This window comes from Amnibacterium setariae, from assembly GCF_003581425.1.
Lineage (GTDB): Bacteria > Actinomycetota > Actinomycetes > Actinomycetales > Microbacteriaceae > Amnibacterium > Amnibacterium setariae.
Map to the genome: position 1 here is coordinate 360352 of NZ_QXTG01000001.1, position 24355 is coordinate 384706.

Below are 24355 nucleotides of genomic sequence, written 5' to 3' on the forward strand. Positions count from 1 at the left end.
CAACTTTCTAGACAGTGTCTAGTGTCTCCGGCATGACCTCCACGCTGCAGTCCGCATCCGACCTCCCCGACCTCGCCGGCAGGACGGTGATCGTGACCGGCGCGACCGGCGGCATCGGCCTCGCCACGGCGCGGGCGCTGGCGACCGCGAACGCCCGCGTCGTCCTGGCCGTCCGCGACGCCGAGAAGGGCCGCCGGGTGGCGTCCGCGATGCCGGGGCGGACCGAGGTGCGCGCCCTCGACCTCGCGGACCTCGCCTCCGTCCGCCGCTTCGCCGAGGCGTGGGAGGGGCCGATCGAGGTGCTCGTGAACAACGCCGGCGTCTCGGTGCCGACCCGACGCCTGACGAAGGACGGCTTCGAGCTGCAGCTCGGGACCAACCACCTCGGCCCCTTCGCCCTGACGAACCTGCTGCTGCCGCAGGTCACCGGCCGCGTCGTCTCGCTCGCGTCGCAGGTCGAGCGGATGGGCCGGCTCGACTTCGACGACCTGCAGATGGAGCGTCGCGCCTACAAGGAGTCCACGGCCTACGCGGCCTCGAAGCTCGCCGACCTCCTGTTCATCGTCGAGCTGCAGCGCAGGCTGACGGCCGCGGGCTCCGCGGTCACGGCGGTCGCCGCCCACCCCGGCCTGGTCGCCACGGACATGACGGGCGGCTCGACCGGGCTCGCGCAGCTCGTCACCCGCGCGTTCGCGCAGTCGCCGGACGACGGCGCGCTGCCCGTGCTCCTCGCCGCGATCGGGGATGTGCCCGGCGGATCCATGACCGGACCGGAGCACCTGGTGCACATGCGCGGCGGCGCGGAGGTCATCGGGACGTCCAAGCAGGCGAAGGACCCCGCGCTCGCCGCCCGGCTCTGGACCGTGTCGGAGCAGCTGACGGGGGTGCGCTTCCCGCTCTGATCGGCTCGGATCGGATCGGCTCGCTGGGCGAACGGCCCCCTACGCCGGTCGGTCGCCCTGCGGCAGGACCGCTCGGCGGTCCTGCGACGGTTCGGCCCGGAGCCCCGCCTGCAGACGCAGGCCGTCCAGCAGCAGGTCGAGCCCCGATCGGAAGACGTCGATGTCGTCGTGCGTCGCCATCTCGTCGGCGACCTCGTGGGCGAACGGGAACTCGTCCGGATCGAGCGCCCGCCAGCGGTCGCCGAGCACGCGGAGGAACTCGGCCGGGGCCATCCCGCTCTCCAGGTACTCCTTCGGCGGCGGCTCCGCGAGGTCGATGGCGACGCCGACGACGTAGCTGATGATCGAGGAGACCGCGTGGAACTGCTGGCGCGGCGTCAGGTCGAGCCGCATGAGCTGCTGACCGAGCCGTTCGAGCATCGCCATGGAGTTCGGCTGCATGCCGTTGTTGCGGAGCATGAGCTGGCCGAACCACGGGCGCCGGACGAACTCGTCGAACAGCGCCAGGGCGATCGCCCGCACGTTCGCGATCGGATCCGGGCCGTGCGTCAGCGGCTCGCTGCCGGCGACGACCTGCCCCATGACCTCCTCGACCGCCAGGTCGAGCAGCTCGTCCCGGCTGCCGACGTACCAGTAGATGCTCCCCACGCCGCCACCGAGCCGCGAGGCCAGGGCACGGAACGTCAGGGCGGGCTCGCCCGACTCGTCGAGGATCGCGATCGCCTCGCGCAGCACGGTGTCGAGCGAGTGCGACGCCCGCTGACGTCCTCGAGCGCGGGCGGCCGGGCTCGCCGTCTCCGCCTCCGTCGATCGATCCGTCGCCACGTCTTGCATCTTATCGAACGTTGTTCTATCTTCTCGAACGTCGTTCGAGACTCGAACGGCGTTCGAGAAAGGAGGTGCACCGATGAGCGCACCGGACACCGCTGCCACCGCCCCGCGCACCTACGCCTCGCTCCGCGCCGCGGCGATCCCGCTGGCGGCCCTCTGCCTGGCCTTCTTCGTCGAGATGATCGACAACACGCTGCTGCAGGTCGCCCTGCCCACGATCGGTCGCGCGCTGCAGAGCGGCACGACCGGGCTGCAGTGGGTCACCGGCGCCTACTCCCTGACCTTCGGCGGCCTGCTGCTGACTGCCGGCTCCTCGGCGGACCGGTTCGGCCGGCGCCGGGTGCTGCTCGTCGGTCTCGCCGCCTTCGGCCTGATCAGCCTGGCCGTCGTCCTCGTGACCGACATCGGCCAGCTCGTCGCGCTGCGCGCCGCGCTGGGATGCGCCGCCGCCGCGATGGCGCCCGTGACGATGTCGCTGATCTTCCGGCTCTTCGACGACGAGAAGCTGCGCATGCGTGCCATCACGATCGTGATGGTCGTCGGCATGTCCGGCTTCGTCCTCGGCCCGGTCCTCGGCGGCTCCGTGCTCGCGAGCTTCAGCTGGCAGTGGCTGCTGGTCGTCAACGCGCCGGTCGCGCTGATCGCCTGGCTCGGCGTCCGCGCCGGCGTCCCCGCCGACCGGCGCGCGGACCTCACCACCGGGCGCCTCGACCTGATCGGCGCGGCCCTGACGGTCGCGGCGATCGGGCTCGGCTGCTACACGCTGACCAGCGGCGTCGAGTTCGGGTGGCTCGCCCCCGCGACCGTCGCCTCCGCCCTCGGTGCCGTCGCGGCCGTGATCGGCTTCATGGTCCGCGAGCGTCGCGCCGCCGCGCCGATGATCGATCTCGCGCTGTTCCGGACCGGACCCGTCCGTGGAGCCGCGCTCACCCAGCTCGCGTCGAACGTCGCGATGGCCGGCGTGCTCTTCGCGCTGACCCTGCACTTCCAGTACGCCTACGGCTGGAGCCCCATGGTCGCGGGCCTCGCCAACCTGCCGCTGATCGTCACGATGATCGCGGCGACCCCGGTCGCGGAGCAGCTGGCGGCCCGTCTCGGGCACCGCCTCGCCTGCCTGGTCGGCGTCGGGCTGCTCGTCGGCGCGATGCTCGGGATGGCGTGGGCCGTGGACCGCGGCTACCTCGCGATCGCCGTGATGATGGTCGTCCTCACGATCGGCCTGCGCACGATCCTCACCATCTGCGCGGTCGCGCTCGTCGCGGCGATGCCGGCCAACCGCACCTCGATCGGCGCCGCGCTCAACGACACGGCGCAGGAGATCGGCACCAGCCTCGGCACGGCCGTGGTCGGCACGCTCATCGCGGCGCTCGTGACGAACGCCCTGCCCGTCGGCGCCTGGAGCGCCTCCCTGGTGCAGTCCTTCTTCACCGGCGAGCGGGTCGTGTTCCTGGTCGTCGCCGTGCTCGTCGCGACGATCGGAACGATCGGGGCCCTGACCCTGACCGACTCCCGCGCGACCGAGGAGCCGGCGCCCGCGGAGCCCGAGCACGCCGCGGTCTGATCAAGCGCCCGAGGCGGGCCGCGCGCGAGTCGATCTCGAGCGCGGCCCGCCTCTGCGGTCCGGTATCGCCGCGATGGTCGGGCCCGGCTCAGCGCAGCGCCGTGCCGGGGCTCGGCAGCTGGCCGCGCAGGCCAGGAGCAAGCACGGCCTCGGCGACGCGTCGACCGCCGCCGACGCGCAGACCGATCGCCTGCTCGAGCTGATCGTCGCGGCACTGCGATCGGCTCCCCGGTCGCGGTGACCACCGCCCGGGTCAGCTCCGCTCGGCGGCGCGGATGGTCCGCAGGAGGTCGGTCACCTCGTCCGCGCCGTGCAGCGGCACGATGTCGCTCTGCGCCGTCGAGGCGGAGAGCGCCACGGCGGCCGCCCCGACCTGGTCGCTGCTGATCCATGTCGGGTCGCCCTCGACGTCGCGCGTGCGAACCGGTCCCAGCGTCAGGGCGAAGATCCGCCTGCTGTCGCCGGACTCGACAGCCGCCACCCGCTGCATCATCAGCACGGCGGCCTGCTCCATGCTGACCAGCCCGCTGCCCGGGACCGGGAAGCTCGCCGAGTCGCCGACGACGACCGAGTACGCGCCGGTGCGGTTCATCCGCGGCAGAGCGGCCCGCAGGACTGCGATGTGCGTCGATGCCAGACCGACGAAGGCGTCGCCCCAGTCCTGCTCGGTGATGGCCGACAGCGGGCCGCCGGCCCACCAGCCGCCGATCGGGGCCACGACGTCGTCGACCCCGCCGAGGTGGTGCGCCGTCTGATCCATGAGGTCCTCCGCGCCGGCGAAGGTCGTGTAGTCGTGGACCACCACGTGCAGGCGCTCCGCCTCGGCGGTCCCGAGCAGTGCTCGGAACTCGCTCGAGCGCCGCTCCGAACGCGTCGGCACCACGACATCGGCACCGGCCGCCAGGTAGCGGCGCACCACGCCCTCCCCGACGGCACCGGTGCCGCCGGGGACGACGACGCGACGGCCCATCAGGTCGGGCAGCGGGTTCGGCTCCATGTTCACTCCTCGTGCAGAAAATGTTGGCTTCACCAACGTTGGCACGACCAACATACACGTTCGTTGGCGCGACCAACCGTTATGGTGTGTCGATGTCCGAGACCGGTGCCGAAGCGGGCCCGCCACGGCGTCTTCGGCAGCTGGTGAGCTGGCAGGCGAACAAGGTGGGAACGATCGGCTCGCGCCTCACGCTGCAGCGCATGACGGCTGCGGAGCGCGGGGACTATGCGGTCCTGGCCGCGCTCGACGAGTTCGGCGACCTCAGTCAGGCGGAGATCGGGCGCCGCCTCGGCCTCGATCGCAACGACGTCAACGCGGTCGCGACTCGACTCGACGGGGCCCGGCACGTCGATCGGCGGACGGATCCGGCGGACCGGCGACGGAAGGTCCTCACGTTGACCCCCTCCGGTCGGGCGCATCTCGGCGGCCTCCAGGCCCATGCGGCCGCCGTGCAGGAGGCGCTCCTCGCGGGCCTGACGAGCGAGCAGCAGGAGCAGCTGGTCGGTCTGCTGGGGCTCGTCCTGAAGGCGCACGGTCCGCAGTCCGCGTAGCGCCGACCTGCCCGCGGTCGGGACGCCCGTGCTGGACGCGGACCGGCGACGGCGGGTCTTCGCGTCGATCGTCGACGACCTGGACCAGCCGCGGCACCGCGCGTACATCGCGCAGCCGGTCGATCCGCTCGAGGCGTGGCTCGACGGCAGCGCGCTGATGCACGTCCGCTTCGACGACGGGCCCTGCTTTCCGTGAGCGGTGCGACACTGCCCGGCATGCAGCAGGACGTGGTCGGCATCGCGGCGGCGCTCGAGGGCGTCGTCGAGCACTGGTCCCCGAAGGTGGTGGGCCGGGTCAACGACCAGTACGTGAAGGTCGCGAAGCTGCTCGGTCAGCTGGTATGGCACGCGCACGACGACGAGGACGAGCTGTTCCTCGTGGTCTCCGGGCGCCTCCGCATCGAGCTCGAGGGGCGGGACGAGGTGCGGCTCGGCCCGGGGGAGTTCTTCGTCGTCCCGCGCGGTGTCCGGCACAACCCGATCGCGGACGAGGAGGTGCACATCGTGCTCGTCGAGACGGTGACGACCGCGCACACGGGGTCGGTGGTCGTCGAGGGCACGAAGACCATCGAGGAGCAGCTCTCGCAGTAGGCGGCGCTCGGGCTCCTCGGCCCGTGGGGTGCCGGGTCAGCCGGCCGTGCCGGGTTCGAGCACCTGCCGGAGCGCGCGCCGGGTCGCTCCGACCAGGTCCGCAGGGTCGGGCGCGGTGCGACGGGCCGTCCAGTAGCAGGCCATCGCGATCTCCGCCGCGAGCGTGGCGGTGCCGTCCGGGCAGTCCTGCGCGGTCAGCAGGTCGCGGAGCCGGAGCGCCACGCCCTGCATCTTGACGGCGTCGCGCGCCGCGAGCTCGGCGTGCTGCTCGATGAGCTGCAGGTGACGTCGGTAGCCGGCGAGGTCCGCGGTCATGCGGTCCAGGAGGCGCAGCAGGACCGGCTCGAGCGCGCGAACCGCATCGAGGAGCGTGCCGAGACCGGCCGCGGCGGGTTCCACCCGTTCCGCGGCGATGAGGTCGAGCAGCTCCTGCTCGCGGGCGAACACCACCTCCTGCTTGTCCCCGAAGTGGCGGAAGAAGGTCGTCCGCCCGACCTCGGCGCGCTCGGCGATGTCGTTCACCGACACGGCGTCGAACCCGCGAGCGGCGAACAGCTCGTCGGCCGCGGCGACGATGCGCCGACGAGCCTGTCGCCGCTTCCGCTCGATCAGGGAGAGGTCCTCGGGCACATGAGGAGGGTAGGCCAGAACGACGTTGGGCAGGGCTTGCGTTCCGCGCGGTACGGAGTACCGTTCGGAACGCAGGCTCAGATGGAGCCGACGAAGGAGCAGCAGATGAGCACCCACGAGCGGGACCAGATCGTCGAGACCCTGGCGCGATACGGGCACGTGGTCGACCGCGGCGACCTCGACCGGCTGGACACGGTCTTCACGCTCGACGTGCGCTACGACATGAGCGCGGTCGGGCTGCCGGTGATGATCGGCGTGCAGGCGCTGGCGGACGGCGCGATGCGGCTCGGTCCGCAGAACCCCGTCGCCCATCACACGACCGACGTCGTGGTCCTCGAGGCCGACGAGGACGAAGCGGTCGTCGAGTCGAAGGGCTTCATGCTGACCGTCGAAGGCGCGGTGCGCAGCGTCTCGCACCACGACGTCCTGCGGCGCACCGCCGCCGGGTGGCGCATCGCATCCCGGACGCTCGTGCCGCAGACGGCCTCGTTGGGCGGCCGGTTGGGCGCCGCGGCCGGTGCTGAGGAGGCGCCGGCGCGTCCGGACCGCTGAGCGCCACCCGCCATGGGCACGGCTGCCGCCCGAGCTCAGCGCTCGAGCCGCGGCCCATGCCCTGACGCTCGCGCATCCGCCGTGGGCGGATGCTGCGCGAGCAGCCGGGCGACGGCGATCATCGCCCCGCCCAGGACGGCGGGGACGCCGCCCCCGGGGTGGACGGACGCGCCCACGCGCCACAGCCACGGCCGCCGGCGGTCCGAGTAGGCCGGACGGTGGAAGGGGCCGCTCAGCCAGGGCGGTCGTGCCGCGCCGTACAGCGCACCGTGCGGTTCGCCGAACGAGCCGTAGTGGCGAGGGTCGAGCACGACCGCCTCGGCGAGGCCGTCCGTGAGCGGTCGCGCGAGGCCCATCGCGGCCGAGATGCGCTCGACCTCGCGGCGGACGAACGGGTGCTCGAGCGTGTACTCCTCGTCGTTCGCCGGCGCGGTCAGCAGGACGGCGAGGGTGCTCCGATCGTTCGGGTAGACCTCGCCCGCGCGGTAGGTGGTGACGAACGCCATCGTGTCGGCCGGTTCGTCGCCGGCCGCGAGACTGCGGTGCAGCGCCGCGGGGCGCCGCGGCAGCACGACGCTGTGCGACGCGATCTCGGCCGGCAGGTCCTGCTGCAGCACCCCGTGGATCGCGATCGCGGAGCAGGAGAGGGTGCGCGGCCTGCGCGGTGCCGGCCGGTCGAGCAGCCCGTCCAGACGGTCGGCGTCGAGCCCGCTGACGACCAGGTCGGCCGGGTGCTCGCCGGTCGTGCTCCGCACGCGCCCTCGCTCGATGCGCGTCACCTCCTCGCCGGTGCGCACCTCGACGCCTGCCGCCTCCGCGAGCCGCTGCAGCGCGAGCACGATCTCGTACACGCCGCCGCGGGGGACCCAGGCGCCGGTGGCCGCCATGATCGCCGGCATGCTCGCGTAGAGCGCGGGCGTGCGCTCGGGAGCGACGCCCGCGTTCAGCGTGTGGATCGCGAGGATCTCGCGCAGGCCGTCGGGCAGCCACTGCAGCGAGTCGAGGTAGGCGCGGGTCGTCAGGCGGCTGCCGTAGGTGCGGAGCAGGCGGCGGACGGCCGGCAGCGCCGAGCGGGACAGCGGGTCGGCGAGCAGCAGCGCGGTGACGTCGTCCGCGAGCGGGGCGTGCTCGTCGCTGAAGCGGCGCCAGGCCGGGTACCAGGGGTGGTCCTCGGGCACGGGGAGGGAGACCTGCTCGCCCGCGAAGTAGTAGCGGCTCACCTCGGGCAGCCGGATCAGGTCGAGCCGCCCCGCAGCGGCGATCGGGCGCCGTCCGGCGTCGAGCCGGCGCAGCAGCTCGTCCCACACCGCAGGGAAGGTGACGAGGGACGGCCCGCTGTCGATCCGCTCCCCGTCGAGCTCCAGCCGGCGGCTCTTGCCGCCGAGGACCTCGGCGGCCTCGAGCAGGACGACGCGGTGACCGGCCCGGGCGAGCAGTGCGGACGCGGCGAGGCCGCCGATCCCGCCGCCGACGACGACGACCCGGCTCACGGGCGACCTCCGGCGATCACGGCGCTGCGGCCGCTCACGGGTAGAGCCCCATGACGATCCCGAAGGTCAGCGGGGCGCCGGCGACGGAGCCCGCGATGTAGGGGAAGGCGACCGACAGGGGGTAGAGCCGATGCCCGGTCGCGGGCGTCGGACGGCGCAGCAGCCGGACCACGAGCGCGCCCGCGATCGCGAGGTTCACCGCCGCCACCGGCAGGCTGACGACCGCGAAGAGCCCCGTCGAGACCAGCCACCACGCACCGCTCCACACCGCGGTGCCGCGCGGGCCGAGGCGCACCGCCGTCGTCGCGATGCCCGCCTCGCGGTCCTCCTCCACGTCCTGCACCGCGTCGAAGGCGTGCTTGGCGACGCTCCATGCGAGCAGCCCGGCGAGCGCCGGCCAGACCGGGGTCGCGCCGAGGGCGAGCGGCACGAAGAGGAGGGGGAGCGCGTAGGCCGCGTTGCTCAGCGAGTCGAGGAAGGGGCGGGTCTTGAACCGCAGCGGCGGGGCCGAGTAGAAGACGAACACCCCCGCGTAGAGCAGCATCACGGCGACCGCGGCAGGCGGGAGCGCGACGAGGAAGTAGACGAGGAACGGCAGGTTGACGACCGCGACCGACCAGGCGATCGTGCGCACCTCGCGCGGCTCGATGCGCGCGCCCTCGATGGAGCCCTTGCGCGGGTTCAGCGCGTCGGTCTCCTGGTCGTACACGTCGTTGACGCCGTAGATCAGCAGGTTGAAGGGCAGCGTCAGCCAGAGGATCACCGGCAGGGCCTGCAGGTCGAAGAGCCGCCCGGTCAACCAGATGCCGACCAGGCCGGTGCCGATCGTGTTGATCCAGAGCACGGGGCGCGAGATGTGGATCAGCCGCACGAGCCGCATCACCGGCGCGGCCGACGCCGCCGCCGCCGTCATCGCGACCGGCACGGCGGGTGCGGCGCCGTCGACGTGGTCCACTGGGGCGGCATCCGGTAGGGCGTCACGGCCAGCTCCTCGAGGATCGGCCGGGATCGGGCTCCGCCGGCACCTCAGCCTGGCGCCTGCCGTCCGAGTGGACGCCCGGTTCCCAGGCGCACGGCGGTCCTTCGAGGTCGGGCCACAGACTGCGGGGGTGCGGATGATGCTGCTGACGGCCGGCACCCGGGGGGACGTCGAGCCGTTCGCGGCCCTCGCCCGGCGTGCCGCCGCTTCCGGCCACGAGGTCCGTCTCGGCGTCCCGGACGACTCCGGCGCGGAGCTGGCCGGGATCGACGCGGTGAGCCTCGACCTGCGGTTCCAGGGCCTCGTCCCGGGACCGTCGACGCGGCCGTGGGCGGTGGTCCGAGCGCTGCGCGACGCGCGGCCCGGCCTGCGCCGCCTCTTCGCGGCCGGCGTGCGCGAGACGCTCGCGTTCGCGCCCGACGTGGTGGTGCACCACCCGCTCCTCCTGAGCGCGCCGCTGGTCGCCGACGCCCTCGGGATCCCGCGCGTGCTCGTCGAGCTGTCGCCGGTCGCCACCCCGACCGCCGCGTTCCCGGCGGCGGGCGGGCCCACCGCGACCCGGGACCTGGGTCGCGCGAACCGGTGGACCTACGCCGTGCCGAGGGCCGGCGCGCGCCTGCTGCAGCCCGACGCCGCCCGCGCCGCGGCGCTGCTGCCGGGCGGGACCGCGCCCGCTGCCCGCTCCTCGTCCCGGGCGGTCCTGATGGCGGTGAGCCCGCAGCTGCTGCCCCGGCCCGCGGACTGGCCGGAGCGGGTGCACCTCACCGGCGCCTGGTTCGACGACGCCTCGAGCGAGGCCCTCGCGCCCGACGTGGCGGCGTTCCTGCGGGACGGACGCCACCTCGTCGCGTCGTTCGGGTCCATGGCCGGCGGCGACGCGGCGCGCAGGGCGCAGGTGGTCGTCGCAGCGGCGCGGGCGCACGGGCTGCGAGCGGTGCTGCTGACGGGCTGGGGCGGCATGGCGCTGCCGGAGGCGCTGCGGGCCCCGGACGTGCTCGCTCTGCGGTCGGCGCCGCTCCGCCCGCTGCTCGCCGCGGCGGACGTCGTGCTGCACCACGGCGGCGCCGGGACGACGCACGCGGTCGCGCGCGCGGGCGTGCCCTCCGTGGTCGTGCCGTTCGCCGCGGACCAGCCGTTCTGGGCCGGTCGCCTCCACCGGCTCGGCATCTCGGCCGCGCCGGTGCCGCCGCGGCGGCTGCGCGTCGGCACCCTCGTGCCGGCGATCACCGACGCGCTCGGTCGCCGATCGAGGGCGGCCGTCGTCGCCGCCGCGATGCGGACCGAGGACGGCGTGGGGCGGGCCGTCGACGTGATCGCCGGTCTCGAACCCCTGCCCGAGGACCCGCGCGGCGCCGCTCCGCTGGGGTGGGCCGGAGCGCCCTGACCGCCCCGACCGGCGCCCGTGCCCGGGACGGCGCCCCCGTCACCGGCTCCTCCTGCTCTGGTCCGATGACGGACGGGTCCGACGGAGGCCTCCCCGTCTCCGGGCTCCACGAGCTGTTGGCGCAGGCCGCGGGGCGGCGGTCGATCCGCTACGCCTCGCTCGAGGCGGCGCGCGCCGATCCCGATGCGGCCGCACGGGCTGCGGCCGTGCTGGCCGGCGGAAGCGACGAGTCCGCGCCGGATCAGGGACGCGGCACCTGAGTCGAGGGGTCGACGTCCCGGAGACGGGTCCTCGCACCCGAGCGTCCGCGGGCCGTGACGGCCGGCCGGCGGTCGTGGGCGCGGATCAGCCGACCGCGGCGACCAGGTCGGTGATGCGTCGCCAGGTCGCCGGATCGGTCAGGTCGAGGAACCGGGGCTGCATGAAGTACGCCGTGCCCTCCACGACCTCGAGGTCCCACGGCGTGCCCGTCGCCGCCGCGGCGGCCAGCGCGTCGACGAGCCGCGTCGACAGCGCGGCCATCGCCTCCTGCCCGGTCCCGGCCTGCAGGTAGAGCCGGTAGGAGCGGTCGAAGTCGGGCCGCTGCAGCACCACCTGGTCGAGCGCGCCGCGCGGCGCGTGCGAGCCGGTCGCGCGGCGGTGGCGGTCGTGCTCCATCGCGTCGATCACGAGCCGCGGGCCGGCACGGTCGAGGCGCACGACGACGAGGCCGACGCGGTACACCGACGTGCTGCGGGCGTCGCCGCCTCCGCTGGTGACCGAGTACCGGTGGTTGGCGACCTGGATCCGGTCGCCGGGGAAACGGATCCACTCCGTGCGCCGGCGCTGCTTCCCGCGGCGCAGCTGGACGGCGAGGTCGGCCGGCGCCGCGTACTCGGGGACGAGCCGGAGTCCGTTGCGCGTCGCGAACCGGTCGAGCACCGCCCAGGTGCGCCACGAGCGACGGCTCGCGGCCGCGGTGCGGACGGCCGAGAGCGTGCCGACGAGGGCGACCAGCAGCGCGACGACGACCGTCCACGCGGGACGGCCGGTGGCCGCGACGACGACCAGCGCGACCAGCGCGACGAGCGCGGTCACCGCCGGTACGCCGACCCGGCGCAGCAGCGCGCCTGTGGAGGGCGCCTCGCCGCGAGCGACCGCGTCCCGCCGGTGCACCGACACCTCCTCGGCCGTGACCGGCTCGGTCAACGACGTGAGGTCCAGCACGGGTGCGCGCACGCGGTCAGGTTAGGGCGACCGCGTCGATGCAGCGCTCGAGCGCCTCAGTGCATGAGGCGCCGGATCTCGACGGGGGAGAAGCGCGTCTCGGCGAGCATGCCGGCGATCTCGATCGCGCGGTCCTTCGATGCCACATCGACGACGTAGTAGCCGCCGACGACCTCGACGCCCTCCGTGAACGGCCCCGCATGGAGAGGGCCTCGCCCCGGTGCGTCCCGATCACCGTCGCGTCCTCGGGATCGAGCTCGTTGCCGTCGACCAGCTCGCCGGTCCGCCGCAGCTCGGCGAAGACCGCCCGGTGCGCGTCGTCGAACACGGACCCGTCCGCCTCCCACTGCTTCCGGGCGTCCTCGTCCGTCGAGATCAGGATCATGTACTTCATCGCGTGCTCCTTCTGTCGCGTCACCCCTACGACGGACGAGGACGCCCGACGAGGACAGTCGTGGCGATTCTCGGCTCGCAGCAGGCCTGGGCGGGACCGGGGTCAGAGCGGGTCGAAGGAGAAGGCGTACTCCGGCGGGATGCCGCGGTTCGCCGCGTCGAAGCGGCGGTTGAGCGCGGCCAGGCGGCCCGGGCGGATCGCGGCGTGGAGCAGGTACTGGTCGACCACCGCGACCACGAGCTCCCGCGGGTCGTCCGCCCGAGGGAACCGCGCGAGCGCCTCGAGCAGGTCGGGCGGCGGGTCCTTCGGGAGGAAGGCGAACGGGACGGTCTCGGTGCGGCCCTCGAGCGGGACGGCGATCGTGGAGGCGGTCCCGCGGTCGTCCGCCGCCAGCGTGACCACGACGTCCTCCGGGTCGACCTCGTGCCCGAGGGCGGCGAGGAGGGCTGCGGCGACCTCGGCGAGGAGGTCGACGTCGTACTCGACGTGCACCGGTACGAAGACGAGTCGGCGCAGCGCGAGGACCCCGAGCTCCTGCAGCACGGCGAGCGAGCCGAGCGCGCCGTAGACGTCCACGGGGCGTCCGGGATCGGAGGCGTGGGCGGCCCGCCACATCTGCGGGACGTCGACCTCGCCGGCCCGGAGCAGCTCGACGTCCTGGAGTGCGGTGAGCGTCGTGGCGAGCACCTCGCGCTCCTCGGCCGACGGCTCGCCGACCTCCGCGTGCAGGTCGATGGACGGCTGCTCGCCCACGAGGACGGGACCGGGAGCCGCTCGGCCGGTCGCCGCGGCGGGGGCCCGCACCGACCGTTCCTTTCGCCGCCGGGTTCCCGACGCTGCGAGCGCCTCGCCCTTCCAGAGCGCGACGCAGCCGGCCGCGACGAAGGCGATGCTCGCCACGAGGACCGCCCATCCCGTCGGACCGAGCGGCCGGAACAGCACGACGCTGAGGACCGCCGTCAGCGCGAAGAAGACGGTGGCGGCCACGAGGCCGCGTCGCGACGCCATGCCCGCTCCCCGCCCTCGACCGATCCAGGCGATCCTGCCGCACGGGCGGCCGAGGCTGCTGATGCGCCGAGGCGACTCGCGCGGGGCCGACATCGCGCTGGCCGAGATCGCGATGCCGGTCGTCCCAGCCGTAAGCGGTCGTGATCGGGTGCCTGCCCCGATTCGTCCCTCCTCGGTCTTGCCGAGGATCCGCGTGATCTCCTGCAGCGCCTCGGGGGAGACGTTGCCGAATTTGCGGGTGGCGTAGAGCCGAACTTCGCGCATCCGGACTTGCCGGAGGAACTCGAGTTGCTGCTCCAGCGCTTCCGGGGCCGGCCCGGCACGGTCAAGCAGGTAGGCGGGGTTGCGAGCGGTATACCTGGCATCGCTGTCAGGACAGATGGACGTCCTCGCCCGCGATCCGGATCCAATTGTTGCTGCTGTTGGTCAGACCGGGGCGGCCATGTTCGCTGTCGAATATGTCGGCGCCAAGGAGGAGGAGCGGCGGCGCAGGATCCGCCGGTGACGCATCCCCGTCTGGCAGCGATGCCGGGCTACCCGTTGCATCATCGGCGCGGGTAGCTTTGCCAGGACCAGCGCTGCTCGCCCCGCGAGCGAGCCGGTCTGTCCGCTGGAGTCATCTGGGAAGCGGCTCCAGCGGGCACCGCTCCCACCTCCCCCAGTCCGAGTCTTCGTCTGTCACGGTCGAACGGACGGTCCGGAGCCGGTCGCGGTCGAGGTTGACGCTGGGCGTACTTGGCCTTCGCTTGACCGACCGGTCGCGCTCCGGCAGGCGCAGCGGTGGGTGTCCCGCATGACGCGCGTCGGGTAAGTGGATCGGACGAACCTCGGTGGCCCGGACGGGTCGGCCGTCTGGGCGACACCGGCGGTGACTGGATCGCGGCGCCCCAATCTGTTCGCGCAGACGACGCGGCATGAGATCGCGGTGTCCGCGGCGTCCACCCGGTATCTCGCCGCGGGGTATTCGTGGGCAAGGGACGAGCGCCCTCCGCGAGTTCGCAGCCATGTAGCGGACGGCGTCGCGATCAAGGGCGACCAGCTGACGTTGATCGAGGTCGAGCTGACGCCGAAGCGGGCCGACCGGTACGCGATGATCCTTGCGAGGTTCCGGCTCCGGATCGAAGCGGGCGCCGCGGACAGGGTCGTCTTCCTCTGCAACCCCGACAGCGCGTACACCGTTCGAGCAGCGTTGCGGCAGCCGAGCGCGAAGCGCGTCGCCGACCTAGTTGATGTCCGGGAGGTATTTGACCCCCGCACCGCTCATTGGGGCGACGACGTTCTGCCCGCCTGGCTTTCATCCACAGGAGCGTCGACGTGACCTCCCGCCTTGTCCGCATACAAGGCGCCGGCAGTGGTCGCAGCGAATGCCACGCTCGCGTGGTGGTCCAGCAGACGAACGGTGGTCGCTGATGGGGTCGGTCAGCTCGTACCTCACCTACCCGGAAGGCAGGGCGCCGGCGGCGAGCGGTCGACCCTCGCGGGTCGTGAAGCTTTGGCGAGTGCGTTACCGCACCCCGGATCGACGCCAGACCGACAAGCGCGGCTTCCGAACGAAGCGGGAAGCGGAGGACTTTCTCGCGACGGTGGAGGTCGCAAAGATGCGCGGAGAGTGGGTCGATCCGACCCGGTCCAAGGTCACAGTCGAGGAGTGGTCGGTCGCCTGGTTTAGCGCGCAGGTGCAGTTGAAGCCGACGACGCTGTCTGGGTATCGACACGCCCTCGACAAGCATGTGCTCCCCAGGTGGGGGCGCGTCAGGCTGCTCGACGTGACGCACGCCGACGTGCAGGCCTGGGTCACCGGGCTCTCGACGACGCTCGGGCCGTCGGCAACGCGCCAGACCTACCTCGTGCTCTCCGGCGTGCTGAAGTTCGCGGTTCGTGATGGGCGGTTGCCTCGAAACCCGTGCGAGGACGTGCGGTTGCCGCGACTGACCAAGCACCGACGGGGCTATCTGTCCCACCTTCAGGTGGCCGAGCTCTCGTCGGAGCTTGGGGAGAACGGCGACGTCGTGCGGTTTCTTGCCTACACGGGTCTGCGCTGGGGTGAGATGGCCGCCCTTCGAGTCGGCCGTGTCGATCTGGCCCGCCGTCGCCTCAGCGTCGACGAGGCCGTCTCGGAACCACGAGGATCGCTGGTGTGGGGCACTCCGAAGACCCATGAGCGTCGATCAGTGCCGTTCCCCGCCCTGCTCGTTGACCCGCTGGCGCAGCGGTGTGCTGGCAAGTCGCGCGACGACCTCGTGTTCTCCGGAGCAGATGGCGGCGTGCTCCGCGGGAGCAACTTTCGCGCGCGATTCTTCGCTGCGGCAGTGCAGCGGGTGCGGGAACGAGACACGGACTTCCCGAGGATCACGCCGCACGACCTCCGTCACACCGCCGCCAGCCTCGCGGTCAGTGCCGGCGCGAACGTCAAGGCCGTCCAGCGGATGCTCGGGCACGCTTCCGCTGCGATGACCCTCGACGTGTACGCCGACCTCTTCGATGACGATCTGGACGCGGTTGCAGCAGCGCTCGATGACCACACTCATGCAGAAGTTGTGGGCATTTCGTGGGCAGCAGGGCCCTTGCCAGGTATCACGCGTGAACGTGGACAAAGAAAAACCCCCGGCTGACCGGGGGTTTCAGATGTGGCTCCGACCGGCGTCGATCCGGTGACCTTTCGATTTTCAGTCGAACGCTCTACCAACTGAGCTACAGAGCCGAGAGGTCCGACTCTCGTCGCACCTTCGCGACCCTGACGGGACTTGAACCCGCGACCTCCGCCGTGACAGGGCGGCACGCTAACCAACTGCGCTACAGGGCCTTGCTGTGGTGAGCTCCCCCGCCGGGGTCGTGACCCCAACGGGATTCGAACCCGTGCTACCGCCGTGAAAGGGCGACGTCCTAGGCCGCTAAACGATGGGGCCGGATTCCCCCGTTGCCGGGCTCACCGGGGGACGAGCATACGCGATCCGCGGAGGAAGGCGAAACCGCGCGCCGCGCGGCGGTCGGCAGGGGCAGGTTCCACCGCCTCGGCGCCTCCGGCGTCAGTGCGCGCCGCAGTCCCAGATGCGCGTGAGCGCTCGCGCGCATCTGGGACCGGCGCGCGCATCAGCGGACGATCACGACGCTGCGGACGGTGCGGAGCGGCGACGCGCCGCGCCACGCGGAGCGCCTGCCCGGGGATCCGCGGGCACCGGGTTAGCCTCTCCGCTCGGCCGCGGGTCCTCGGTCCGCCGCGGCGTGCTCACGGCTCGAGGGAGGTCCCGACCATGTCCGGCCTCTCCCGACGGCAGCGCCGCGTCTACACCCGCCGCGGGATGCTCGCGCTCGGTGCCGCGGGCGTCGCCGGCCTCGTCGCGGTGCCGCTGTCCGCGCAGGCGGACGAGTACCCGTCCTGGAAGGACGTGCTCAAGGCGCGGTCGAACGTCAAGGACCAGCAGGCCGAGGTCCGGAAGATCGAGGGGCTCCTCCAGAGGTCCCAGCAGGTCGCGGACGCGGCGCAGAAGGTCGCCGAGCAGCGCGGCACCGAGTACCAGACCGCGCAGGCCCGTGTCGACGCGGCGAACGAACGCCTGAAGACGATCGAGAAGCAGGTCGAGGCCGACGAGAAGCGCGCCGCGCAGGCGAAGCAGCGCGCGGGCCAGCTCGCCGCGCAGCTGAGCCGCACGGGCGGCGCCGACGTCGAGACGACGCTGCTGCTCTCCGGCACCGACGCGAGCGCCACCGACTTCCTGAAGCGCCTCGGCAGCCTCTCGAAGCTCACGGAGTCGAACGGCGCGATCGCCGACGAGGCCGCCGCGGCGAAGAACGCCGCCGCCGCCACGCAGGCGCAGATGCAGCAGGTCAAGGAGGAGCTGACCGCGCTGAAGGAGAAGGCGCGGCTCGCCCTCCAGGCCGCCATCCGCGCGAGCGAGGCCGCGAACGCGAAGGTCCAGGAGGAGCAGAAGCGCCAGGTCGAGCTGCAGGCGCAGCTGAAGGCGCTGCAGGCCAAGTCGGAGTCCGTCGCGCGCCAGTACCAGGCGGGCGTGCGCGCGGCGCAGGCCGCGCAGGGCGCCGGCGCGGGCGGCGCCGTCGGCTCGGGTGGCTGGGCCCGCCCCACGGTCGGCGGCCCGATCACCGGAGGGTTCGGCCCCCGGCCCGACCAGCCCGCCGGCGCGAACTTCTTCCACCGGGGCACCGACATCGGGGTCGCCTACGGCAGCCCGATCTACGCCGCGCACGCCGGCACGGTCACCTACGCGGGCTGGTTCGGCACCTACGGGTACTGGATCGAGATCGACGACGGCGACGGCGTGCAGACCGGCTACGCGCACATCCGCCCGGGCGGCATCTTCGTGCGCGTCGGGCAGCGGGTGTCCGCGGGCCAGAACATCGCCTCAGTCGGCTCCACGGGCGCGGCGACCGGCCCGCACCTCCACTTCGAGGTGCGTCTGAACGAGGTCGCCGTGAACGCGGTGCCGTTCATGGCCGCGAGGGGCATCTCCCTTGGCTGGTGACCCGCCGCGTCGCCGGCGCGACGGCGCCCTCGGCGTCGTCGGTGCGGTGACGATCGGCGCGGTCACGGCGACGTTCGTCGCGCCGGCCGCGCTGGCGGACGACCCGCAGTACCCGACCTGGAACGACGTGCAGCGGGCGAAGGCGGACAGGGCCGCGGCGGAGGCCGAGGGCGCGCGGATCACCGGTCTGCTCGGCACGCTGCAGGCGAAGGCCGACGCGGCGGGCCGGACCGCGGCGATCGCCGCGGAGCGCTTCCACCGCGCGAAGCTCGCCGAGGACTCGGCGCGCGACCGGCACGCCGCGCTCGCGCAGCAGGCGGACGCGGCCGGCGCCAGGGCCCGCACCTCGCGGATGCGCGCGGGCCTCCTCGCCGCGTCGGTCGCGCGGGGCAGCGCGGGCGGGCTCCAGCTGATGCTCGACGCCTCGGGTGCGGACGACTTCCTGCAGCGCCTCGCCACGGTCACGCAGCTCTCCGCGCAGTCGCAGCAGATCACCCGTCAGGCGCTCACCGACCAGAACGAGGCGGCGGCCCTCGGCGCTCAGGCCGACTCCGCGGCGACCGAGCTCGCGGACCGCGCCGCCGCCGCGCAGGAGGCGCTCGCCGCGGCGCAGGCCGCGGCGAGCGAGGCGGGCCGCGCGGTCGAGGCGGAGCAGCAGCACGCCGACCGCCTGGTCGCCCAGCTCGCCGAGCTGCGCGGCACGTCCACCCGCGTCGCCGCCCAGTACGCGGCGGGCGTCATCGCCCGGCAGGAGGCGGCCGAGCCGGCTCCCTCGTCCGGCGGCGGGTCGAGCGGAGCGCCCGCGCAGGGCGGCGGGGGAGCGGCGTCCGCGGGCGGCGGGACGCCGTCGAGCGGGTCCTCCTCGGGCGGGTCCTCGTCCGGGAGCGGGGCGGCCGGCGGCGTGCCGAGCGGCGGCTCGTCCGGCGGCGGGTCCTCCGCCCCGTCCGACCCGGCGCCGTCGGCGCCCTCCGCGCCGTCCCCCGTCGAGCCCTCGCGGCCGCCTGTGCAGCCGCCGTCCGCGGGACCGCCGAACTCCGCGCAGGCCGCGAGCGCGGTCGCCTACGCGCGCGACCAGATCGGCGACGCCTACGTGTTCGGCGGCGCCGGGCCGAACGGGTGGGACTGCTCGGGCCTGACGATTCGCGCCTACGGCTCCGTCGGGATCGGCATCGGCGGGCACTCCGCGACGGCGCAGTACGACCTCGCCCGCGCGCAGGGGCAGCTCGTCCCGTACAGCCGTGTGCAGGTCGGCGACCTGATCTTCTACACGGACGGCGGCGGCGACATGTACCACGTCGCCGTCTACTCGGGCAGCGGGATGATGATCGAGGCGCCCTACCCGGGCGTCAAGGTGCGCGAGGTGCCGGTGCGGTCCTACCAGCGGGTCGGACAGGTCGCGCGGCCCACCGCCTCCGCCTCCTGATCGCGGATCCGCAGTTCTTCGGCGACACGCCGGGATCCGACCTCCGCGGAACGGCGTGTCGCGTCGGAATCGCGGATCCGCGGAGGAAGTGCGGATCCGCGAAGGATCAGCTGTGGTCGGCGCCGGCCTCGGACAGGCGGGTGAAGCCGTCCTGCACGATCTTCTCGGCCTCCGAGGCGTCGCCCCAGCCCTCGATGTTCACGAACTTGCCGGGCTCGAGGTCCTTGTAGCGGCGGAAGAAGTGCTCGATCTCGTTCCGGGTCTGCTCCGGCACGTCGGCGAGGTCCTGGATGTGCTGCCAGCGCGGGTCCTTGTGCGGCACCACGACGACCTTGGCGTCGGAGCCGGCCTCGTCGCTCATGTTCAGCACGCCGACGGGGCGCACCTTCACCGCGACGCCCGGGAACGCCGGGTACTCGAGCAGCACGAGGGCGTCGACCGGGTCGCCGTCGAGGCCGAGGGTGTTCTCGAAGAAGCCGTAGTCCGTCGGGTAGACGAACGAGGTGAAGAGCACGCGGTCGAGCGTGACGCGACCGGTCACGTGGTCGACCTCGTACTTGTTGCGGCTCCCCTTGGGGATCTCGATGATCACGTCGTACGCGGCCACGGCGGTCCGTCCTCTCCTGGCTGAAGCGGCCATAACGTTAGCGAATGCCCGATCGGCCCCGCCTGACGCCCGCGGTCGCGCAGACCCGGAGCGCGGTGCGGGAGGTGCTGCCGGAGGTCGGCTCCTCCGGCGGGCTCGTCGCGCTGTCCGGCGGCCCCGACTCCCTCGCGCTCGCGGCCGCCGCCGCCTTCGAGGCGCCGCGGGCGGGCGTGCCGATGGGCGCGGTGGTCGTCGACCACGGCATGCAGCCCGGGTCCGCCGAGGCCGCCGAGCGCGCAGCGGCCGCCGCGACGGCGCTGGGGCTCGCCCCGGTCCTGGTCCGGCGCGTGGCGGTCGGGCGCGACGGCGGCCCGGAGGCGGCGGCGCGCGTCGCGCGGTACGCCGCGTTCGAGGGCGCGATGGCGGAGACGGGCCGCGCCCGCGTGCTGCTCGGGCACACGCTCGAGGACCAGGCGGAGACCGTGCTGCTCGGCCTCGCCCGCGGCTCGGGACCGGACGCCCTCGCCGGCATGCGCGTCGCCGCGCCGCCGTACCTCCGGCCGCTCCTCGGCCTGCGGCGCAGCGCCACCGAGGCCGCCTGCGCCGACCAGGGGCTCGACCCGTGGCACGACCCGATGAACGCGGCCCTCGCGCATCCCCGCGTCCGGCTGCGGCGCACCGCCCTGCCGGCGCTCGAGGAGGCGATCGGCCCGGGCGTCGCGGAGGCGCTCGCCCGCACCGCCGCGCAGGTGCAGGAGGACGCGACCGCGCTCGACGCGATCGCCGAGGAGCTCGCGCCCGACCTGGCGGAGCTCGCCGAGGGCGGCATCGCGCTGCCGGTCGTCGCGCTCGCCGCGAACCCGCCCGCGATCGTGCACCGGCTCATCCGCCTCGCCGTCGAGGACGAGTTCGGCCGCACCCTCTCCCGCGCGCAGACGCTGGCGGTCGCGCGACTCGTCTTCGCCTGGCACGGGCAGGAGGGCGTCGACCTGCCCGGCATTAGGGTGGTCCGCGCCGGCGGCCGGTTGGAGTTCACCGGCGCCTGAGGGGGAACGAGCGCGTGGATTCCGACGACGTCCGGGGCGACCTCGCCGAGGTGCTGCTGACCGAGCAGCGCATCCACGAGCGGATCGCCGAGCTGTGCCGTGAGATCGAGGCGCGCGACGCGGAGGCGTCCGACGGCACGCCGCTGCTGCTCGTCGGCGTGCTGAAGGGCGCGGTCATGGTCATGGCCGACCTCGCGCGCGAGCTGCGGATCCCGGTCCAGATGGACTGGATGGCCGTCAGCTCCTACGGCTCGAGCACCCGCTCCTCCGGCGTCGTGCGGATCCTCAAGGACCTCGACACCGAGCTCGCCGGGCGCCGCGTGCTCATCGTGGAGGACATCCTCGACTCCGGCCTCACGCTCTCCTGGCTGGTGGAGAACCTGCGGTCCCGCGGGCCCGCCAGCGTCGAAGTCTGCACCCTGCTCCGCAAGCCCGAGGCCGTGAAGATCCGGGTCGACGTGCAGTACTGCGGGTTCGACATCCCGAACGCGTTCGTCATCGGCTACGGCCTCGACTACGCGGAGCGCTACCGCAACCTGCGCGACGTCGCGGTGCTCGCTCCGCACGTCTACCAGTAGCCCCCGAGGTCTGAGCGGCGACCAAGAGATCCCTGAGGGAGGCCGCGCAGGCGTCCCCCCAGGGCGAACAGCCGCTCGGCGTGGCTCCGCCGGGCGTTAGCCTGTGCGGACTATGGACCTCAAGCGCATCTTCCGCGGTCCCCTCGTCTACATCGTCATCGCGATCGTGGTCGTGTGGGTGGGCAGCAGCCTGCTGACCGGCAGCGGTTTCCGTTCCGTCTCGACGGAGCAGGGCCTCCAGTACCTCGCGAACGGGCAGGTCCAGTCCGCGAAGATCGTCGACACCGACAACCGGGTCGACCTCGTGCTGAAGCAGGCCGACGGCACCAACGGGAAGAACGTCCAGTTCAACTTCGTGACCGCCCGCGGCGAGGACATCGTGCAGGCCGTGGACGATGCGGCGGCGAAGGACTCGAAGCTGACGTACACCGACGAGGTCCCGCAGCCGAACTGGCTGCTCTCGATCGGCTCGATCCTGCTGCCGTTCCTCATCATCGGCGTCATCTTCTGGTTCCTCATGTCCTCCATGCAGGGCGGCGGCAACCGGGTGATGCAGTTCGGCAAGTCCCGCGCGAAGCTCGTCTCGAAGGAGACCCCGAAGGTCACGTTCAACGACGTCGCCGGGTCCGACGAGGCCATCGAGGAGCTCGGCGAGATCAAGGACTTCCTCAAGGAGCCCGCCAAGTTCCAGGCCGTCGGCGCCCGCATCCCGAAGGGCGTGCTGCTGTACGGCCCTCCGGGGACCGGCAAGACGCTGCTCGCCCGCGCCGTCGCGGGTGAGGCGGGCGTGCCGTTCTACTCGATCTCCGGCTCGGACTTCGTCGAGATGTTCGTCGGCGTCGGCGCCTCCCGCGTCCGCGACCTGTTCGACCAGGCGAAGCAGAACGCGCCGGCCATCATCTTCGTCGACGAGATCGACGCGGTTGGCCGTCACCGCGGTGCCGGCCTCGGCGGCGGGCACGACGAGCGGGAGCAGACGCTGAACCAGCTGCTCGTCGAGATGGACGGCTTCGACGTCAAGACGAACGTCATCCTGATCGCCGCGACCAACCGGCCCGACATCCTCGACCCCGCGCTGCTGCGCCCGGGCCGCTTCGACCGCCAGATCGGCGTCGACGCGCCGGACCTGAACGGCCGCCGCCGCATCCTCGAGGTGCACTCGAAGGGCAAGCCGCTCGCCGCTGGCGTGGACCTCGAGGTGCTCGCGCGGAAGACGCCGGGCTTCACCGGAGCGGATCTCGCGAACGTGCTGAACGAGGCCGCGCTGCTCACCGCGCGCAGCAACGCGCAGCTGATCGACAACCGCGCCCTCGACGAGGCGGTCGACCGCGTCATCGCGGGCCCGCAGCGCCGCAGCCGCGTGATGAAGGACCAGGAGAAGCTCATCACCGCGTACCACGAGGGCGGCCACGCCCTCGTCGCGGCGAGCCTCAACCACACCGACCCGGTGACGAAGGTGACGATCCTTCCCCGCGGCCGCGCCCTCGGCTACACGATGGTGCTGCCGCTCGAGGACAAGTACTCGGTCACCCGCAACGAGCTGCTCGATCAGCTCGCCTACGCGATGGGCGGCCGGGTGGCGGAGGAGGTCGTGTTCCACGACCCGACCTCCGGCGCCTCGAACGACATCGAGAAGGCGACCGGTACCGCGAAGCGGATGGTGACCGAGTTCGGCATGAGCTCCGTCATCGGTTCGGTGAAGCTCGGCGCCGCGTCGGGCGAGATGTTCCTCGGTCGCGACATGGGCCACAGCCGGGAGTACTCGGAGGAGCTCGCGGAGCAGGTCGACAAGGAGGTGCGCAACCTCATCGAGGCGGCGCACGACGAGGCCTACAAGCTCGTCCTCGAGAACCGCGCGGTGCTCGACCGCCTCGCGACGGCGCTCCTCGAGAAGGAGACGCTCGACCAGAACGAGCTCGCGGAGATCTTCAAGGACGTGAAGAAGCTGCCGCCGCGCCCCCAGTGGCTGTCGAGCGACCGTCGACCGGTCTCCGACCTGCCGGCCGTGGCGATCCCGACGCCGAAGGCCCCGGTCGACGCCGGTGCCGTGGACGGCGGCGTCGACTCGGACGGCGGCGCCCCGGCCCGCAAGCGCGCTCCGCGGATCAAGCCGCGCCCCGCCACCGCCTGATGGCGGGGGCGGCGGTGCGGTCCCCCGGCTCCGGAGGCTGATCGGCCGTGCGGCGCACGAGTCCCGCGGCGCTCGTGGGGATCGCGATCGCCGGAGCGGTGATCGGCTGGCTGCTGCAGGTCGGTCTGACGACCGGCGGCGCCCCGTCGTTCATCCCCCCGGCGACCCTCTACTCGGTCCTCTTCATCCTCGCCTTCGGCCTGATCCTGCTCGGCCGTCCGGTCCGCCGGCTCGTCCGGGGCAAGGCCCGGCGGCCGGTGGATCCGTTCTTCGCGATGCGCGTCCTCGTGCTGGCCAAGGCGTCGAGCCTCACCGGCGCGCTGCTCGTCGGCGTCGCCGCGGCGCTCGCGGCCTACGCCGTCTCCCGTGCCGGCAGCACGGCGACGCCCGCGTTCTGGCCCGACGTGCTCACCGCGATCGGCGCGCTCGCGCTGCTGATCGCCGGGCTGGTGGTCGAGTGGTGGTGCCGCATCCCGCCCGAGGACCGCGCCGACGGCCCGGGACGGCCCGACCAGATCCCGGAGCAGCGATGACCGTCCTTCCTCCCCGCGCCCTCGACGCGGGCATCGCCGGGTGGCGTGGCGTCTCGAACCGGCTCGTCTGGGTCGACGTCGCCGCGATCCTCATGTCCGCGGTCTTCGGCGCGTTCGTGGGCCTGGCGCTGCTCCTGCTCGTCTTCCCGGACGGCTGGATCGGCCCGGTCGTGCTCGCCGCCGTCGCGGTCGTGACGGTGATCCGGCTCGTGATCGCGCCGCGCCGCGTGCGCGCGATCGGCTGGATCCTGCGCGACGACGACCTCGTCGTGCGCCGCGGCATCCTGCTCTCCCGCCTCGTCGCCGTCCCCTACGGCCGCATGCAGCTCGTCGACGTGAACCGCGGGCCGGTCGCGCGCCTGCTGGGGCTCGCCGAGCTGCGGCTCGTCACCGCCGCCGCCACGTCCGACGTCACGCTCCCCGGCCTGCCCGAGCAGGAGGCGGCCGAGCTCCGCGACGCGCTCGTGGAGCGGGCGGAGGAGCGGCGCGTGGGACTGTAGGGCC

Annotated in this window: 26 protein-coding genes and 3 tRNA genes; 18 read left to right on the forward strand and 11 right to left on the reverse strand. The window is 73.3% G+C overall.

Features of this window, described 5'->3' with window-relative positions; translation table 11 throughout:
- The first annotated feature begins 32 nt into the window (after positions 1 to 32).
- Entirely contained in the window at positions 33 to 902 is an 870-nt protein-coding gene (locus D1781_RS01855) for an oxidoreductase (protein ID WP_119480580.1), read from the forward strand.
- A 39-nt stretch (positions 903 to 941) separates the two neighbouring features.
- Here the strand turns inward: D1781_RS01855 and D1781_RS01860 are convergent, their stop codons facing one another.
- Positions 942 to 1727 (reverse strand): TetR/AcrR family transcriptional regulator, encoded by a 786-nt coding sequence (locus D1781_RS01860; protein WP_119480581.1) that lies wholly within the window; start codon positions 1725 to 1727, stop codon positions 942 to 944.
- 82 nt (positions 1728 to 1809) lie between these two features.
- On the opposite strand from D1781_RS01860, the gene D1781_RS01865 reads away from it, so the two are divergent.
- A complete protein-coding gene (locus D1781_RS01865; RefSeq protein WP_119480582.1) occupies positions 1810 to 3294 on the forward strand; it encodes an MFS transporter in 1485 nt (494 codons plus the stop codon).
- A gap of 253 nt (positions 3295 to 3547) precedes the next feature.
- Here the strand turns inward: D1781_RS01865 and D1781_RS01870 are convergent, their stop codons facing one another.
- Complete coding sequence (locus D1781_RS01870; protein WP_158589959.1) at positions 3548 to 4291, reverse strand: SDR family oxidoreductase; 744 nt, start codon at positions 4289 to 4291, stop codon at positions 3548 to 3550.
- A gap of 20 nt (positions 4292 to 4311) precedes the next feature.
- On the opposite strand from D1781_RS01870, the gene D1781_RS01875 reads away from it, so the two are divergent.
- The 3 genes from D1781_RS01875 to D1781_RS01880 are packed head-to-tail and all read left to right on the forward strand — an operon-like array spanning position 4312 to position 5433.
- On the forward strand, positions 4312 to 4842 hold the full coding sequence (locus tag D1781_RS01875; RefSeq protein WP_119480584.1) for a MarR family transcriptional regulator: 531 nt from the start codon (positions 4312 to 4314) through the stop codon (positions 4840 to 4842).
- A 28-nt stretch (positions 4843 to 4870) separates the two neighbouring features.
- Positions 4871 to 5038: a hypothetical protein gene (locus D1781_RS17405; protein ID WP_158589960.1), complete on the forward strand. Its 168-nt coding sequence runs from the start codon at positions 4871 to 4873 to the stop codon at positions 5036 to 5038.
- A gap of 20 nt (positions 5039 to 5058) precedes the next feature.
- A complete protein-coding gene (locus D1781_RS01880) occupies positions 5059 to 5433 on the forward strand; it encodes a cupin domain-containing protein (protein ID WP_119481679.1) in 375 nt (124 codons plus the stop codon).
- Between the two features lie 36 nt (positions 5434 to 5469).
- Here D1781_RS01880 and D1781_RS01885 read toward each other — a convergent pair whose 3' ends face one another.
- Complete coding sequence (locus tag D1781_RS01885; RefSeq protein ID WP_119480585.1) at positions 5470 to 6063, reverse strand: TetR/AcrR family transcriptional regulator; 594 nt, start codon at positions 6061 to 6063, stop codon at positions 5470 to 5472.
- 105 nt (positions 6064 to 6168) lie between these two features.
- Here D1781_RS01885 and D1781_RS01890 point away from each other — a divergent pair, with 105 nt between their 5' ends.
- The gene (locus tag D1781_RS01890; RefSeq protein WP_158589961.1) at positions 6169 to 6615 is read left to right on the forward strand and encodes a nuclear transport factor 2 family protein; all 447 of its coding nucleotides are present in this window, start codon (positions 6169 to 6171) and stop codon (positions 6613 to 6615) included.
- A 35-nt stretch (positions 6616 to 6650) separates the two neighbouring features.
- Here D1781_RS01890 and D1781_RS01895 read toward each other — a convergent pair whose 3' ends face one another.
- Both D1781_RS01895 and D1781_RS01900 read right to left on the reverse strand, forming a co-directional pair.
- Positions 6651 to 8105, reverse strand: a complete 1455-nt coding sequence (locus tag D1781_RS01895) for a phytoene desaturase family protein (RefSeq protein WP_119480587.1) — start codon at positions 8103 to 8105, stop codon at positions 6651 to 6653.
- Between the two features lie 34 nt (positions 8106 to 8139).
- Positions 8140 to 9060, reverse strand: a complete 921-nt coding sequence (locus D1781_RS01900; RefSeq protein ID WP_407641652.1) for a UbiA family prenyltransferase — start codon at positions 9058 to 9060, stop codon at positions 8140 to 8142.
- 160 nt (positions 9061 to 9220) lie between these two features.
- Here D1781_RS01900 and D1781_RS01905 point away from each other — a divergent pair, with 160 nt between their 5' ends.
- The gene (locus tag D1781_RS01905; RefSeq protein WP_199706454.1) at positions 9221 to 10468 is read left to right on the forward strand and encodes a glycosyltransferase; all 1248 of its coding nucleotides are present in this window, start codon (positions 9221 to 9223) and stop codon (positions 10466 to 10468) included.
- A gap of 65 nt (positions 10469 to 10533) precedes the next feature.
- Complete coding sequence (locus D1781_RS01910) at positions 10534 to 10728, forward strand: hypothetical protein (protein WP_147392009.1); 195 nt, start codon at positions 10534 to 10536, stop codon at positions 10726 to 10728.
- Positions 10729 to 10813: 85 nt separating this feature from the next.
- On the opposite strand, the gene D1781_RS01915 is transcribed toward D1781_RS01910, so the two are convergent.
- Together D1781_RS01915 and D1781_RS01925 are read right to left on the reverse strand one after the other, a co-directional pair.
- Complete coding sequence (locus D1781_RS01915; RefSeq protein ID WP_119480590.1) at positions 10814 to 11686, reverse strand: hypothetical protein; 873 nt, start codon at positions 11684 to 11686, stop codon at positions 10814 to 10816.
- Positions 11687 to 12170: 484 nt separating this feature from the next.
- Complete coding sequence (locus D1781_RS01925; RefSeq protein WP_119480591.1) at positions 12171 to 13076, reverse strand: hypothetical protein; 906 nt, start codon at positions 13074 to 13076, stop codon at positions 12171 to 12173.
- A 379-nt stretch (positions 13077 to 13455) separates the two neighbouring features.
- On the opposite strand from D1781_RS01925, the gene D1781_RS18020 reads away from it, so the two are divergent.
- The 3 genes from D1781_RS18020 (at position 13456) to D1781_RS01935 (ending at position 15688) form a co-directional block, all read left to right on the forward strand.
- Entirely contained in the window at positions 13456 to 13581 is a 126-nt protein-coding gene (locus D1781_RS18020) for a hypothetical protein (RefSeq protein WP_267899774.1), read from the forward strand.
- Between the two features lie 306 nt (positions 13582 to 13887).
- Positions 13888 to 14394: a hypothetical protein gene (locus D1781_RS01930; RefSeq protein WP_147392010.1), complete on the forward strand. Its 507-nt coding sequence runs from the start codon at positions 13888 to 13890 to the stop codon at positions 14392 to 14394.
- Positions 14395 to 14560: 166 nt separating this feature from the next.
- Positions 14561 to 15688, forward strand: a complete 1128-nt coding sequence (locus D1781_RS01935; RefSeq protein ID WP_233550922.1) for a tyrosine-type recombinase/integrase — start codon at positions 14561 to 14563, stop codon at positions 15686 to 15688.
- Between the two features lie 16 nt (positions 15689 to 15704).
- Here D1781_RS01935 and D1781_RS01940 read toward each other — a convergent pair.
- From D1781_RS01940 to D1781_RS01950, 3 genes are all read right to left on the reverse strand, one after another.
- A tRNA-Phe gene (locus tag D1781_RS01940) sits at positions 15705 to 15777 on the reverse strand.
- A gap of 28 nt (positions 15778 to 15805) precedes the next feature.
- Positions 15806 to 15879 (reverse strand) — tRNA-Asp (locus tag D1781_RS01945).
- Between the two features lie 30 nt (positions 15880 to 15909).
- Positions 15910 to 15982: transfer RNA gene (locus D1781_RS01950), tRNA-Glu, on the reverse strand.
- Positions 15983 to 16327: 345 nt separating this feature from the next.
- Between D1781_RS01950 and D1781_RS01955 the strand changes: the two genes are divergently transcribed.
- Positions 16328 to 17554 carry a M23 family metallopeptidase gene (locus tag D1781_RS01955; RefSeq protein ID WP_119480594.1) on the forward strand — a complete coding sequence of 409 codons (1227 nt, stop codon included), beginning with the start codon at positions 16328 to 16330 and terminating at the stop codon, positions 17552 to 17554.
- Positions 17544 to 18977, forward strand: coding sequence for a C40 family peptidase (locus D1781_RS01960; protein ID WP_119480595.1), 1434 nt, complete (start codon positions 17544 to 17546; stop codon positions 18975 to 18977). Before D1781_RS01955 ends, D1781_RS01960 begins: the two co-directional genes overlap by 11 nt.
- A 106-nt stretch (positions 18978 to 19083) precedes the next feature.
- Here D1781_RS01960 and D1781_RS01965 read toward each other — a convergent pair whose 3' ends face one another.
- Entirely contained in the window at positions 19084 to 19584 is a 501-nt protein-coding gene (locus D1781_RS01965) for an inorganic diphosphatase (protein WP_119480596.1), read from the reverse strand.
- 44 nt (positions 19585 to 19628) lie between these two features.
- On the opposite strand from D1781_RS01965, the gene tilS reads away from it, so the two are divergent.
- From tilS to D1781_RS01990, 5 genes are all read left to right on the forward strand, one after another.
- Positions 19629 to 20609 carry a tRNA lysidine(34) synthetase TilS gene (gene tilS / locus D1781_RS01970; RefSeq protein ID WP_119480597.1) on the forward strand — a complete coding sequence of 327 codons (981 nt, stop codon included), beginning with the start codon at positions 19629 to 19631 and terminating at the stop codon, positions 20607 to 20609.
- A 14-nt stretch (positions 20610 to 20623) separates the two neighbouring features.
- Positions 20624 to 21187 (forward strand): hypoxanthine phosphoribosyltransferase, encoded by a 564-nt coding sequence (gene hpt / locus D1781_RS01975; protein ID WP_119480598.1) that lies wholly within the window; start codon positions 20624 to 20626, stop codon positions 21185 to 21187.
- A gap of 112 nt (positions 21188 to 21299) precedes the next feature.
- The gene (ftsH, locus tag D1781_RS01980) at positions 21300 to 23318 is read left to right on the forward strand and encodes an ATP-dependent zinc metalloprotease FtsH (RefSeq protein WP_119480599.1); all 2019 of its coding nucleotides are present in this window, start codon (positions 21300 to 21302) and stop codon (positions 23316 to 23318) included.
- 47 nt (positions 23319 to 23365) lie between these two features.
- Positions 23366 to 23851, forward strand: a complete 486-nt coding sequence (locus D1781_RS01985) for a DUF3180 domain-containing protein (RefSeq protein WP_119480600.1) — start codon at positions 23366 to 23368, stop codon at positions 23849 to 23851.
- On the forward strand, positions 23848 to 24351 hold the full coding sequence (locus tag D1781_RS01990; protein WP_119480601.1) for a PH domain-containing protein: 504 nt from the start codon (positions 23848 to 23850) through the stop codon (positions 24349 to 24351). Before D1781_RS01985 ends, D1781_RS01990 begins: the two co-directional genes overlap by 4 nt.
- Positions 24352 to 24355: the final 4 nt, after the last annotated feature.